The organism is Methylorubrum rhodesianum (assembly GCF_014199985.1).
Taxonomy (GTDB): domain Bacteria; phylum Pseudomonadota; class Alphaproteobacteria; order Rhizobiales; family Beijerinckiaceae; genus Methylobacterium; species Methylobacterium rhodesianum.
On sequence record NZ_JACHOS010000036.1, the window covers coordinates 1 to 12,816 of the forward strand.

18 protein-coding genes are annotated in these 12,816 nt (G+C 61.9%); 13 read left to right on the forward strand and 5 right to left on the reverse strand.

Translation table 11 applies throughout. From position 1 onward, the window contains the following. The first annotated feature begins 364 nt into the window (after positions 1 to 364). From HNR01_RS27000 to HNR01_RS27020, 6 genes are all read left to right on the forward strand, one after another. Entirely contained in the window at positions 365 to 1,168 is an 804-nt protein-coding gene (locus HNR01_RS27000) for an ABC transporter permease (RefSeq protein ID WP_183670995.1), read from the forward strand. 226 nt (positions 1,169 to 1,394) lie between these two features. Further along, the gene (locus tag HNR01_RS27980; RefSeq protein ID WP_255538704.1) at positions 1,395 to 1,520 is read left to right on the forward strand and encodes a hypothetical protein; all 126 of its coding nucleotides are present in this window, start codon (positions 1,395 to 1,397) and stop codon (positions 1,518 to 1,520) included. Further along, positions 1,513 to 1,872: a hypothetical protein gene (locus tag HNR01_RS27005; RefSeq protein WP_183670997.1), complete on the forward strand. Its 360-nt coding sequence runs from the start codon at positions 1,513 to 1,515 to the stop codon at positions 1,870 to 1,872. The genes HNR01_RS27980 and HNR01_RS27005 overlap by 8 nt, the downstream gene beginning before the upstream one ends. Before the next feature lie 7 nt (positions 1,873 to 1,879). Further along, on the forward strand, positions 1,880 to 2,620 hold the full coding sequence (locus HNR01_RS27010; protein ID WP_183670999.1) for an ERF family protein: 741 nt from the start codon (positions 1,880 to 1,882) through the stop codon (positions 2,618 to 2,620). After that, positions 2,620 to 3,273 (forward strand): lambda exonuclease family protein, encoded by a 654-nt coding sequence (locus tag HNR01_RS27015; RefSeq protein ID WP_183671001.1) that lies wholly within the window; start codon positions 2,620 to 2,622, stop codon positions 3,271 to 3,273. The genes HNR01_RS27010 and HNR01_RS27015 overlap by 1 nt, the downstream gene beginning before the upstream one ends. A 1-nt stretch (position 3,274) precedes the next feature. After that, the gene (locus tag HNR01_RS27020) at positions 3,275 to 3,643 is read left to right on the forward strand and encodes a hypothetical protein (protein ID WP_183671003.1); all 369 of its coding nucleotides are present in this window, start codon (positions 3,275 to 3,277) and stop codon (positions 3,641 to 3,643) included. 1,165 nt (positions 3,644 to 4,808) lie between these two features. On the opposite strand, the gene HNR01_RS27025 is transcribed toward HNR01_RS27020, so the two are convergent. Further along, the gene (locus HNR01_RS27025) at positions 4,809 to 4,955 is read right to left on the reverse strand and encodes a hypothetical protein (protein WP_183671005.1); all 147 of its coding nucleotides are present in this window, start codon (positions 4,953 to 4,955) and stop codon (positions 4,809 to 4,811) included. A 395-nt stretch (positions 4,956 to 5,350) separates the two neighbouring features. Between HNR01_RS27025 and HNR01_RS27820 the strand changes: the two genes are divergently transcribed. The 4 genes from HNR01_RS27820 (at position 5,351) to HNR01_RS27040 (ending at position 7,222) form a co-directional block, all read left to right on the forward strand. Beyond that, a complete protein-coding gene (locus HNR01_RS27820; RefSeq protein ID WP_246417691.1) occupies positions 5,351 to 6,052 on the forward strand; it encodes a hypothetical protein in 702 nt (233 codons plus the stop codon). Then, complete coding sequence (locus HNR01_RS27825) at positions 5,962 to 6,606, forward strand: site-specific integrase (RefSeq protein WP_246417694.1); 645 nt, start codon at positions 5,962 to 5,964, stop codon at positions 6,604 to 6,606. Before HNR01_RS27820 ends, HNR01_RS27825 begins: the two co-directional genes overlap by 91 nt. A gap of 21 nt (positions 6,607 to 6,627) precedes the next feature. After that, positions 6,628 to 6,894, forward strand: coding sequence for a hypothetical protein (locus HNR01_RS27035; protein ID WP_183671007.1), 267 nt, complete (start codon positions 6,628 to 6,630; stop codon positions 6,892 to 6,894). Between the two features lie 154 nt (positions 6,895 to 7,048). After that, positions 7,049 to 7,222 carry a hypothetical protein gene (locus tag HNR01_RS27040; protein ID WP_183671009.1) on the forward strand — a complete coding sequence of 58 codons (174 nt, stop codon included), beginning with the start codon at positions 7,049 to 7,051 and terminating at the stop codon, positions 7,220 to 7,222. Between the two features lie 539 nt (positions 7,223 to 7,761). Here HNR01_RS27040 and HNR01_RS27045 read toward each other — a convergent pair. Beyond that, entirely contained in the window at positions 7,762 to 8,145 is a 384-nt protein-coding gene (locus HNR01_RS27045; RefSeq protein WP_183671011.1) for a hypothetical protein, read from the reverse strand. 70 nt (positions 8,146 to 8,215) lie between these two features. On the opposite strand from HNR01_RS27045, the gene HNR01_RS27050 reads away from it, so the two are divergent. Beyond that, a complete protein-coding gene (locus HNR01_RS27050; protein ID WP_183671013.1) occupies positions 8,216 to 8,677 on the forward strand; it encodes a hypothetical protein in 462 nt (153 codons plus the stop codon). Positions 8,678 to 8,787: 110 nt separating this feature from the next. Here HNR01_RS27050 and HNR01_RS27055 read toward each other — a convergent pair whose 3' ends face one another. After that, the gene (locus HNR01_RS27055; RefSeq protein WP_183671015.1) at positions 8,788 to 9,111 is read right to left on the reverse strand and encodes a hypothetical protein; all 324 of its coding nucleotides are present in this window, start codon (positions 9,109 to 9,111) and stop codon (positions 8,788 to 8,790) included. 1,015 nt (positions 9,112 to 10,126) lie between these two features. On the opposite strand from HNR01_RS27055, the gene HNR01_RS28230 reads away from it, so the two are divergent. Next, the gene (locus HNR01_RS28230; protein WP_183671016.1) at positions 10,127 to 11,074 is read left to right on the forward strand and encodes a DUF4189 domain-containing protein; all 948 of its coding nucleotides are present in this window, start codon (positions 10,127 to 10,129) and stop codon (positions 11,072 to 11,074) included. On the opposite strand, the gene HNR01_RS27065 is transcribed toward HNR01_RS28230, so the two are convergent. Then, on the reverse strand, positions 11,058 to 11,261 hold the full coding sequence (locus HNR01_RS27065) for a hypothetical protein (RefSeq protein ID WP_183671018.1): 204 nt from the start codon (positions 11,259 to 11,261) through the stop codon (positions 11,058 to 11,060). The genes HNR01_RS28230 and HNR01_RS27065 overlap by 17 nt on opposite strands. A gap of 179 nt (positions 11,262 to 11,440) precedes the next feature. Here HNR01_RS27065 and HNR01_RS27070 point away from each other — a divergent pair, with 179 nt between their 5' ends. Continuing rightward, positions 11,441 to 11,836, forward strand: a complete 396-nt coding sequence (locus HNR01_RS27070) for a hypothetical protein (RefSeq protein WP_183671020.1) — start codon at positions 11,441 to 11,443, stop codon at positions 11,834 to 11,836. 406 nt (positions 11,837 to 12,242) lie between these two features. On the opposite strand, the gene HNR01_RS27075 is transcribed toward HNR01_RS27070, so the two are convergent. After that, the coding region (locus tag HNR01_RS27075) for a DUF4113 domain-containing protein (RefSeq protein ID WP_246417692.1) at positions 12,243 to 12,816 on the reverse strand (574 nt) is incomplete at its 5' end.

The window sequence follows — 12,816 nt, forward strand, 5'->3', positions numbered from 1 at the left end:
ATCGACGGACAAGGGCGAAGGCATCGGCATCCTCCTTTACCCCTCAACGTCCCAACTCCCGAGCCGGCCCAACTCGCTCGGGCGCGGCTCTAGCTAGCGCGGCAGCTCCAGCGCGTTCTCGATGAAGTCGTCAGCCGGCGATGGAAAGCCCCTTCGCAGCTCACCGTCGGGCGAGAGGCTATGACGACAGGCGCCAGCGACTACGACCGCATGTTCTAGGTGCGAAAGCGGATGCTCGCGGCAGCGCTAGGGGCTAAAACGAAAAACCCTGTCGCGGCCGAGCGGCGTTTAGGTGGCCTGCCCCGGATTTCGCCGCGATTATGGCCGATGAACGCATCCAAATCGATGATTGGTGACGACTCTCATGACCGCGGACGTCCAGCCCCTCCAAAGCAGACTGCAGCCGCCGAGCTATCTCGATGTCTATCTGCGCGTTCTCAGCGCCCTGATGCTCCGTGATATGCGCAGCCGGTTCGGCGGAAATTACTGGGGGTACTTGGTGCAGGTACTTTGGCCGTGCGCGCACCTTGGAATCATCACAGGGGTTATGGCCTTTCGTGGCATAAATCCGCCAATTATCGGCGACCCTGCGCTGTTCGTTGCGACCGGAGCTCTTCCTGCGCTGGCCTTCCAATACATTTCACGCGAAGTGATGAAAGGTTATCTAGTACATAAATCATTAACCTATTTTCCGCAGGTTAAAAAATTCGACACAGTTGTAGCCCGCTGCCTTGTTGAAATTGTGAGCAGTTTCTTAGGATTAATGCTTGTTTTGATTGTCCTTCTTTGCTTTGGCATAGACCCGGTGCCTAGTGACATCTTTCAGGCAGCTACGGGTTATTTAGCAGCGATAGGACTCGGCATTGGAATTGGGTGTATCAACGTAGGTATTTGTTCAGTATTTCCAGGGTGGGCCTTAGGGTACATAGTGGTAACCCTTAGTCTTTACTTGACAAGTGGCGTTTATTTCGTGGCATCTTACATGCCTATCGAGATTTACCATTACATGAAATGGAACCCAATTACACAGCTTATCGAATGGGTTCGGCTTGGCTATGAGCCATCGCTCGATGTTCAGATCGACTATCTTTATATATTTGGATGGATATTCGGCAGTCTGACAATAGGCCTTTTGATGGAGCGGTTTATTGTCCGGGCCCAGCAATAAACCTGACTTCCTGTAGCGACGAGGACTAACCAAGATCAAAGAGCACAAGAAAGAGCCCCGAGGCCGAAGCCTCGGGGCGGCGTATTGACGGACGTTAACAGCGGGGATCAGCCGCCGCCTTTAGGCGGCCTCTGACGCTCCTGCCGCGTCTCGCGCAGCATGGCGCCGTGCCCGCCGCGGCGACCGACGCCGATCCGTCCCTCACCACCGGTTCCCGCGAGGCGGCATGAGTGCGCTCTCGAACTTCGTCTGGGTCGCCGTGCTCACCCTGCCGCTGATCCTCATCGGCATCGGCGCGCACATGGCCGGCACCGACCGGCGCGGCCACCGGGAGGGCCGCGACCGTGGTTGACCGCACTCCCGACCAGCAGCAGCTCGCCGACATCTTCCTCTCGCTCGGCATCCGGCTCCCGATCCGTGTGCACGGTAATGAGAGCCGCGGCCTCGCCGACGGCGACCGCAGCCCGCTCTTCATTGGCGTGCCGACCGGCAGCCTCTCGACCGATCGGGCCCGCGCGCTGACGATCGCCGCCGCGGTGAACCTCGCCACCGGCACGCCCGACCACGAGGCCGGGCCCTTCCCGGTCCTCCGGCAGATGACGCCCGGCACGATCCGGGACGCCGAGAACCCCTTCGACCCCGAGCACCTGATCGCCGTAGCGCAGGCCGCCCGGATGACCCCTCGCGCCGACGCAGCGGAGTAACCGAGCCATGAGTGCCGCACGCCAGGAAGTGACCGCCTACGAGGAGACGCGCGCCCCGGTTCCCGTCCAGAGCGAGGCCGGCGCCCTCGTCAGCATGATCGAGCGGGCCGCGCGCGACCCGAACGTCGACATCGACAAGATGGAGCGCCTTCTTCAGATGCAGGAGCGCGTCCTCGCCCGTACCGCGCACGAAGCCTTCAACGTCGCCTTCGCCGAGATGCAGAGTGACCTCCCGGAGATCCGGGAGAAGGGCAGGGGCGACAAGAACACGACCTTCGCCCTGTGGGAGGACGTCAACGAGGCCATCAAGCCGATCCTGAAGGACCATGGCTTCGGGCTGAGCTTCAAGACGGGTCGGACGAACGACCGGATCACCGTCACCGCGATCCTGTTGCACCGGGCCGGGCACAGTGAGGAGACGATTCTCGAACTGCCGGTGGACACGTCGGGCAGCAAGAACGCCGTCCAGGCGGTCGGCTCCTCCACCTCCTACGGCAAGCGCTACACGGCGATGGCGCTGCTCAACCTCACGAGCCGCCTGAAGGCTGATCGCGACGACGACGGCCGCGGCGCCGGCGCGCCCACCGTCAGCGAGGAGCAGATCGCGGACCTCGCCGACCTGATCGAGTCGGTGGGCGCGAACCTTCCCCGCTTCCTCAATTTCATGGGTGTCGGCAGCCTCGCCGAGATTCCGGCTGCCCGCTTCGACCACGCCGTGCGCGAGCTCAAGAAGAAGGAGCGCCGCTGATGGCCGAGATGGTCCAGGGCTCCCCCGAGTGGCTTGCCGAGCGCGTCGGCAAGCTCACCGCCTCGCGCGCCAGCGCCGTTGTCGATCGCACGGCCAAGGGCAAGCCGACCGCCGATTACGAGCGGTATCTGATGGAGCTTGTCGCCGAGCGGCTCACCGGCCTGTCGGCGCCCCACTTCGTCAGTTCTGAGATGCTGTGGGGGGCGGAGCACGAACCTGTCGCCTGCGCGGCCTACGAGTTCGAGACCGACTTCGACACCACGAAAATCGGCTTCGTCCCGCACCCCCTGATTCCGATGTTCGGAGCCAGCCCGGACCGCCTCGTCGGCAGCCGTGGGCTCGTCGAGTTCAAGTGCCCGACGACGCTGACGCACATCAAGACGATCCTCGCCGGCACCGTGCCCGAGGACCACTACCCGCAACTCGATGCGCAGCTCGCCTGCTGCCCCGAGCGCGAGTGGGTCGATTTCGTCTCTTACGACCCGCGCGTGCCCGACGACATGCGCCTTTTCCGGCGCCGTGTCCTTCGCGCCGATCGGCCCGACAACATCCACAACCTGGAGCACGAGTCGCGGATCTTCCTCGCCGAGGTTGATGCGCGGATCGAGCGCCTCGCCGACGCGTGCCGTCCCGGCCTGAAAGAAGCCGCCTGACATGGCCCACGCTCGCATCGACGCCGATGTGGTGCTGGCTCTTATCGTCATGGGAGCCTCGCACCGGTCCGTTGCCCGGAAGCTCAACATCAGCTCCACATCGGTAGACCGAATCGTGAAGCAGCGCCTGGACGATCTGCCCCGCCTCCCGCGGAAGCCCCAAGCGCCGCGGCGTAAGCCGACCGTAGAGCCGGACAGACCGCGCTTTGTCCGCGTGCCGGCAGAGTACCGCGCTGCCGGGCTCACCGAGGACTACCGCGACCTCGTGCGCGACTTCGGCGACGCCGAGGGAGAGCGCCGTTGCCGTCGGCTGCTGCTGGACCTTCGTCGCCAGGAGGCGCTCGATGCCCGCCGCGGGAGGGCCGCCTGATGCGCTCCCTGATCATCGACAACTTCGCGGGCGGCGCAGGCCGCTCTCAGCGTGCTTCCCGGAGAACGCGTCGAGCCTCTTGTTCGAGCACCGTGTGCCGGATGGCCGCTGGCCCCTCGCTCGGCGTGTCCCTCCCTTCTTCTCGCACGCAGCGGAGGAAGCGCTGCCGATTAAACCCGAATGGGCGAAGGCTGATGATGAGCGCGCGCAGCACTTGCCGCACGGCTTCTTCGCGTTGCTCTGCCGAGGCAAGCCGGGCCTTGAGCGCTTCTACCTCGCTCGGGGCCTCTGGCCTGACTGCGGGTAAGCCCGGTCGACCCGTCCCGTACACCCTGCATCTCCCCGTGTTTGATCGCGATCTCTTGCCCTGCGGCCAAGCGGTTGTCGACCAGTTTGGGAGCCGTCTTATCGATTCGAAATCGAGCGGCGTGGAGGTTTCATCATGACCCTCACCTCCGAGACACGAGCGCCTGAGGGGGCGGGAGCGAACCCCCAACTGATCGAAGGTCCGGCCCGCATCCGCTTCAGCGGAGGCCGCACGTCCGGCTACATGCTGAAGCACATCCTCGACGCGCACGGCGGCACGCTCCTGAACTCTTGCGCGAGCATCTGTACCAGCGCTCCTGGCTCATCGTCACCCTCACCGAAACGATCTGGAACAGCACGCGGGAGCAGGCCGAGACCCTTCCCTGCCAGCAAAAGTCAAGAACGAGGGGGGGCGGTATGAGCGGGCTTCGCTTCACGTGCGTTGGCTACCGGCCGAACTCCTCATCGGCCAGCCATAGCTCCAGCGGAGCAGCTCGGCCCCCAAGGTCGATAACAACCTGCCTGAAGTTTGCCTCATCGGACGCACCGGGCTTCGGCATCGATACCGTATTACCAATTGCGCGAACGATCCCGCGCAACTCGAAGGAGCCTAATCTTATACTTACAGCTGCCCCCTGGAGAGAAGAACAACCAAGATATGTAGTTTTCTCAACCATACTGGATCAACGGGAACTCAGGCCGAGGCGATCAATGCCAAATACGGCCATGCTTAACGAGCGATGACGTGCTTCCGCTGTCCACCCGGAGTGGGCATTTCGATGGGTGACCTCGTCAACCTCGACCGCGCCCTGACGCCGAGCGCGCGCAGCCATCTGCGCGGAGGCACTCATGCTAAGGGTTACGCCGCGACGCCCGGCACCGGGCCGAAGGGCGAGACCTGCGGCTCGTGCGACCACTTGGTGCGGAAGCGCTTGGCCAGAGTCCACCGGAAATGCGGGTTGATGGAGCGCCACTGGACCGGCGGGGAGGGCACCGACGTGCTCACGACCGCGCCTGCCTGCCGGAGTTGGAAGGTGACCGAGTTTCGGAAAGACGTTCCCGGACCAAACGTGTCTCTTTCATTTCCCGCGCTTCGAAGCGCGAACGGCGCGGCAACGCGAGACGAACGGTCCACCCCGCCCCATCCACCAGTTCTACCGCACGAGGCCGAGATGCGTAGCGCTGTGGACCGTTAGCTTGCGGGGAATGAGTGATGCCGCGCCGCCCCGCTGCAATCACCCAAGCCGACGTCGCTCGGGCGATCCGTGCCGTTCAGGCCGCCGGTCTGCCGGTCTTGCGCGTCGTGGTGCGTCCGGACGGCGTAGCGGTGGAAACGGCTCCAGGCACAAACGCCGACGGCAATTCGCCGAAGCTTGCAGGCGAGCGGAAGGTAGTGGTCCTATGACACCGATGCCGCGCCCCCGACCGCCTCACCTCAACCGCGAGACCACCCGGCACGGGACGGTCGTCTGGTACGTCCGCCGCGGCGACGGTCCGCGAATCCGCATCCGTGGCGAGTACGGCTCTCCCGCTTTTCAGGCTGCCTACGAAGCAGCCGTGCGCGGGCGCCCGGCACCCGAGGCCAAGCCGAGCACCGTTGGCACCGTCGCGTGGCTGGTCGAGCGATACCTGACATCTCGGCAATGGAGCGAGGAATTGTCGGCGGCGACCCGCGCCCAACGGCACGGCCTTCTCAAGGCCATGGTCGAGATTGCCGGCCACGAGCGCGCCGACGCAATCACCCGTCGCGCGATCCAAGAAGGGATGGACCGGCGCAAGGCCAAGCCGCACGGCGCCAACAACTGGGTCAAAACCATGCGTGGCCTGTTCGCCTGGGCAGTCGATTCGGAGATGGTGCCGGCCGACCCCACGCGCGGCGTGAAGTTGATGAGCGGCGCGAACGATCGAAACGGCTTCCATAGTTGGACCGAGGAAGAGGTCGCGCGTTTCGAGGCACACTGGCCGTCGGCACCCGCGAGCGTCTCGCGCTCGACATCCTGCTCTACACCGGCTTGCGTCGGGGTGATGCGGCCCGGCTTGGCCGGCCCCATGTCCGCAACGGCATTGCCCGCATCGTCACCGAGAAGACGAGCCAAGAGGTGACGATCCGCATCCTGCCGCCGTTGGCCGCCTCGATCGACGCGAGCCCGACAGGAGACCTGACCTTCATCGCGGGCGAGCGCGGTCGCCCGATGACGAAGGAAAGCTTCGGCAATTGGTTTCGGGATGCCTGCGTCGCCGCCGGCGTCCCGGGGAGGGCGCACGGTTTGCGCAAAGCGGGAGCGCGCCGGGCAGCTGAGAGCGGCGCGACGGAGGCCGAGTTGAACGCTTGGTTCGGGTGGGCGGACGGTAGCAGGGAAAGCGCCATTTACGTGCGCGGCGCCAACAGGGCGAAGCTGGCAGAGCGGATCGCCGGGCGCTGGACCGACGACGCTATCCCCGCACCATCCGACCCGGTGCGGGGCCCAGCGCTGAAAGCGCAGCATTCTCAGGATGTTGGTAAGTTGTTGGCTCCCCGAGCAGGACTCGAACCTGCGACAAAGCGATTAACAGTCGGGGTGATGTCATTGATTTTGTTCGATGACGTTACCGCGGGGAGCGTGTTTCGCTCCGGTGAACACCTCCTCGCGGTGACCGGCCGCCTCGCCTGCGCTTGAGCGGCGGGATAGGCTCCCGGAATGGCTGATTCCTCCCCCACCGTCGGCGAACTCTTCAAGGCCAAGGCCGTCACCGTTCAGCAGGTTGACGCAGCCGTCGAGGCCTACCTCACTGATCTAGAGGCGAGCGCCTTTCCCATCGCCGATGGCTACGTCGTTGATCTCGACTCCGCGGTTGCCGAGCATTTCGGGGTCAGTCTCCTTGTTTCTGACGAGGAGGCGAACACGGATCTGAAGCGCGGCGCAGTCCGCACCGCGATCCTGCTGGCACGGGCGCAAAAGGTGTAAGCAGCCACGGCGCTGGTAGCTTTGGCGGGCACTCGAACATAAGCTAAGAGGTGCCTGAGGGGCGCGCTCGCCAGACAAACGACTACACGAAATGGGAACGTACCGGCTGCATCGCGGGTGGCGCGAGCCCAACGGGCTTGTGACGGATCACGCCATGTCGGGACAGACGATCAGAGCCCCGACTGCCTACGACGCTATGGCGGTGGCCCTTGCCGATGGCGACTTCATGGTTACCGAGGACACCAACTTGGTCTGGCCCACGGATGAGCAAGGCACCATGGTTTGGTCCTTGAGGCTGGACGATGAAGACATGGTTCCCAGGGCATGACGCTTCGCGTCGCTTTGCGCACGATCAGCGCGATCCTGCTGGCGCGGGCCAAGAAAGCATGAACAGCCCCCCGCCGAGGCCTGAGCCTTCACCATCAACTCAAGGCTGACTGGACGCCTTGGATCCGCAGAGGGCGGCCTGTGAGCTAACTTGAGAGCGAACAGGTGGGAACGAAGCGGCACAGATTTAAGGTTGAGAATCAGCGGCTGCGCAACGGGTTCGCAGATTTCACTTGTCGGTTTCAATCAAGGTGCACCGAAATGAACCAGCCTGATCGCCCTGGGAATTTCGCACTTGCTCGGCGAAACTTAGATAACGGAGCCGAGCAGGTTCGGATTGTGACGCCGTTGCCGGTTAGCCGGCAGCAACTGGTCACGCTCGCCAAGGAGCACGACCGCGCTGAACTTCGAGCGGATGCTAACTCATCGTGGCGGTGGTTTGTGGTCGAGCTTGCTCCCGAGGAGGTGCCTCGCCAGTCGAAATGATTTCGGCCGGCGTGGTGGGCATCAAGCGACGTATTCAAGGATGACCTCCTGCAGCTACTTGCAGATGCCAGCCTCTAAGCTTGGAGGGTTGAGCCGCGCCAGACTGAACGTTGTCCGCTTGCCCGACCGGATGACCGTCAGCGCTGCGTCGTTCCCGAGCAGTTCGACGGCGTGATCGCCAGGGATGCTGCGAGAAGAAACTTGATAGGCGTAGCGGACCTCCGTGCCGCCGAGCCTTTGGGTGATTTCACCGCGACGAAAGTCAACCACATAGGAACCGTCGTTCCTGACCGTGATGATCCGTCCAGCGCTCTCATAGGCGCGCTGCTTATTGGAGCAGTTGAGTGTAGACGGGAAGCCTTGCTGGGCGAGAGCGGAGCCAACGCTGAGCGCGAGGCCACCGCTAGCGCCTGCCACTAAGGTCCTGGGAAGCTTCATAACCACCTTGCACCCGCCGGTTCTTCGAACAGCGTATCAACCCCTGCCTCTCCCGCAATGGGTGACTTGAATGACAGCTCAAGCCCCGGACTGGATCGAAATGCCCGATGGGCGTGTGCGACCGTTGCATTGCCTGCTCGACCCATTCGGGCCGAGGGCACGGCGCCGCTTCGCCTTCGAGCCACGTCCAACGATCAACTACCGAGGATACACCGCAAGGTGGCGGCTAGAGGATGGCCGGCTCTTTCTGAAATCCGTAGGCGGGACGGTTGCTGATCCCGAATGGCGGTCTGCAGATGGCAGAAAACAGTGTGACCTGATCGATATCCACGGCACATCCCAGCCGGTCTTCGCCGATTGGATCACGCGGGATTTGCTGATCCCGGAGCCGGATCGGCGTTGGGAGTCGGATATCGGCACTTACCTGCGCATCCCAATGGTGGAGGGGAAAGCGCTCGCCGAACCTGCGCTTTTCGAGATTGAGGTGTCGGATCTGGCGAAGGAGCTGTTCCGCCGACGTGTGGTGACATAAGGCAAGCCGCACAGCAGTGATGATTTGGTCGGGTTGATCTGAGCCGGACCACTGGCCGCCATCTCCGGTTTGAATGGCGGCGGCACGGTCGAGCGGCGTCGCTACCCATTTCACACGACCTCGACGCGAATACCGTACTGCTTTCCGTAGAGCGCCTGCTTCTCCAGGGTCTCGTGCACAAAGATGCCGAGGAAGATCTCCGCCAAGACCTCATCCACGAATCGCTCATCCGCAGCTTCGTCAGCGATCTTGCCAGATGCTTCGAGCGAGGCATGATGCGCCGCCGCTAGATCGTCGGCGGTGAGTTCGACCTCGACGACATACTCCTTGTGATCCACGGTCAAGCGGAAGGGTAGATCGAACAATCTGTTGCCGACCTCGATCCGGTAGGTTCCCGAGGCATCGCTGCTTGCAACCAATTTCTCGGTCTTCACGCCTCTACCGGGGAGCACAGCCCCACACGGTACGTCCGTTCGCGGCCGTCCCTCCGTTGCGGCGTATAAGAAGTAGGCCTCGAAATACTCGGCCGTGTGGAAAAGCCGAATTCGCTCGCTTGTCTGCATTCTCGCCCCCCAACTAATTCGGGGGGCTTTCCCGAGCACCCCAACGTTTACTATCTCTGTTTTGAAAGGCCGCACTTCTTATTATACAGTGCAGCGATATATATAACAATTGCTCCGCCTGGCATTCGAGCAGAGATGCTCACTCGCTTCCCCCATATGGGGTATGTTCGAGTCTCAACTTTTCCTGCATTACATATGGCAACCGTCAAGAGGAGCTATCCGTCCACGGCCGGATTCGATCATCGTTCAACGCGGTGTGACGTGTTCACAGGCGGACTTAGGCAATTAGCTTTCGGCAAGTGAATGATAACCTATGGGTGGCAAATCGGTTGCTGAAATAAGTCAAACTAACGGCAGTTCGGACGTGCAATCCTTTCGTGTGATTTTCATGAGCGTCTGCGCGATCGCTCTTCTCATCGGGCTTCGCACTACTCCAGCGGAGGCAAGCGGCAGTTGCTCATCGGTGATAGCAGGAGCGCGGAGCGGGCCAAATCCTAATTGGAATCGATGGCCTTATGGCGATGCGTGCTACATCGAATGGCCAGGCGGTCATTCGGCAGAACGAGAGAAGTACGAACGCGACTGTAAAAATCTGAGTGGAGCAGAGTTCGTCGCATTCGAAGGCGACTATGGCTCGGGACGAAACACCTGCATTTTCAGAGCCAGCGGAGGTCAGACAGGCGGAAATGCGGATCCAACACCTCAATCATGCGAAAATATTCTGAGAAATGCTCCTGGCTTCACGAGGTTTGTCCGCGCTACGAACACGCAGGATTGGACGGAGGTCCGAGCTGCAGCTGACGAAGTTCGTCTTCACCTTCTTCGCGTGAGGGGCTCCTGTGAAGACCGGGCGACTAGAATAAGCGAGATTTTCTCCTGCTATGGAATGGCTGCGCTAGCCCTTAGCGTTGACACACCGTCCGTTGAACTTCGTGATTATCTCGTTGAGCATTGCAGCAAGGACAGCGAGAATTTCGTTCAGAATGCAATCAGTAAGGCAAAGGCCGCAAACGCGGCACCTGTTACCCCGAGACCTCAACCTACACCCGCTCCAGCACCAGCGGATACTGGATCTCCGGACGACGCATGGGGCGCACTTGCCCTAACTCCGAATGGCAGCTTTTTTGGATGGTCATCCGGCAAAAGTTCAGCTGCCGCCGCCCGTGCCGAAGCTTTAGAAACGTGCACGGCCTACCAAGACAACACAATCAGTACTGGATATGACACGCGACAAAAGTGTAAAGTCGTCGTCGTAATTAAAAATCAATGCCTCTCCACTGCTGCGCATGAGGGGCAGTGGTATTGGTCTGGGAGAGGTACGAAGAAAGAAGCTGACGAAGCCGTATTAGCTAGCTGCCGCCAAGATCACTCAACAGGCTGCCGGAGAGTTCCTGACGCAAGCTTCTGCACACTCAAAAATGCGAACGGAGCTGGTGGAGGAAGCGGGAAGCCGCAGATTCAGGACCAGCCCATAACTTACAAAGGGCCCTACGTTAAAATTTGCAGTTCATATCCGGCTGAGGTTCGCCTTGCTCTACGATACCGCAAGGTGCATCATCCCTATGATACACTTGAAGGCTGGCAAACAATCGAGCCGAACCAGTGTGCTGACGTGGGCATGATAGAGGCAGATCATTTTTTCTTCTATGCAGAAGCGGGCAACGGTCAAAAAGTCTGGTCCGGGAACGCAGTCCGGCACTGTCTGATGCAGGACACGTTCACATTTTGGGTCGATTCTAGTAATACTTGCAGTAAAACAGACAAATTTTATGGAATGCTAAGAGTAAACTTGCCCAAGCGTCCCGGCCCGTACACGCTTAAACTCGGCAATTAGTTGTACGGGAGAAGCCGCTGCCTGAAGCGACTTCTCCCTCTTCCGCATCCATGATCCAGGCCCGCAGCGCCTGCGTGATGATCGCCTCGGCTGGCATCCAGGTGTTTTCGGACAGCAGCCGCAGACGCCGGTTCACGTCCCGCTCCAGCTCGACGACGTAGGTCTGCTTCCGCCGGGTGCTCGCCAACCTCACCTGATCCTTCGGCGGGTGCGCTGAGACGAACGGTGCAGGGCTGGCTTCTTATGGGAGCAATGGCTTCCCTATCGCCGGCCTCGTGGCTTGCCGATGACCGCAGCCGCCATTGGAAAGGCCGAGGCAACTCGGCACCCTTATACCGTCGGCCCCACCATCAGCCGGCAGCCGCAATGCTCCTTCCCGACGTCGCGTCCGATCCGCTCCCGCCCGAGGCCGCCGAGTGGCGCAAGGCCTTCGGAATCCTGCGCCCCACCAGCCCGCCGTGCCGCTACATCAGCGGGACCGCCTGGGCCAACATCCACGAGGCCTGCTCCGACTTTATCGAGCGCTTCGGCGCTGAGGCCGTGAGCCTGGGCTGGAAAGCAACCGAGCTCTTCGGCGTTCATCCCCAGCACGGCACGCTGCGAGTCGATTGGTGCGGGGGGATGATCACGGGCGGTCACAAGGCGATCGGCATCGAGCCGAACCGGATCCTGTTCGGCAACGTGAGCGGCTACCGGAACGTGCCGGGCGCGCCGAGTGGCATCCCGATCTGGGAGTTCGCGGCACGAGGGCAAAAGGCGTGACCGGTCTGGACGCTGAGGCACACCGCTCTCAGCGGTCTGCCTAGCGTCTCTTGCCTTTCAGTTCCCTGCCATTGCAATTTGTCTTTGTGCAGCGTTCATAAGCTTTGAAATTCGCACCGTCCCATTGAGGCGTATTGCTCATGCACGCCCAGATACAACGCTGTGTCTTCATGTATGCCGGTTCGGCGAAGGCCGGGCCTGCAGATACCATCAACAAGCCGCCCAGCATTCCACACTTGATCCAAGCCATCTGGCAATCCCTCGCGTACTAAAGTCCTCGCCTGCCGAGAGTTTCTAGGACGCAATTGGACTGACGAAAGCTGTCAATTTGGGTGTATCGGCTTCGTCAATCAAAGCCAACTTCGATGCCAGCGCTGCCTCTGCAGTGGGTTGAAGCCTCATTCGATCAGGCATGCGCGACCGGCAACTCGTCCACTTGCGTCGTGTAGCGCGGCGTCCGCATCTCGAATTTCGTCGTCCAGGTGCGCCGGTGCTGCGCCAGCCCGGCCCGCGCCGGCACCACGCTGCCGCGGCCGAAGCGGGCGTTGCAGGCATCCATCGCGCCCATGAGCCGGCCGGCGCGCTCTCGGTCGAGTCGGCCGATCAGCGCGCGTTGCGAAGCAGCCAGCGGTTTGAGGTCGACCGTGACCACCCCGGCTTTCGAGTAGCGCCAGGGCGGACTGCCCTGTTCGCGCCAAGTCCGCGCCACGCCGTGCAGCGCCGCTGGGATCAGCGCCAGCGTGTCGTTCGTCGCCTCCGGCAGCGTCACCATCGTCGAGACCGAGCGCATCGGCTCCCCGCGGTCGTGCTCGCTCGTGTGGTAGAAGACCGTGATGTGATCGGTGCCGAGGCCTTCCCGCCGCAGTTTCTCGCCGAGGCGCGTCGGGTAGCGTCCGCGGACGAGGTGTAAATTCGAGGACCGCTTTGGCGGGGATTGGGGTGGCCATCGGGCCATGCGGCTAAGGTGGAGTTTGCGGACT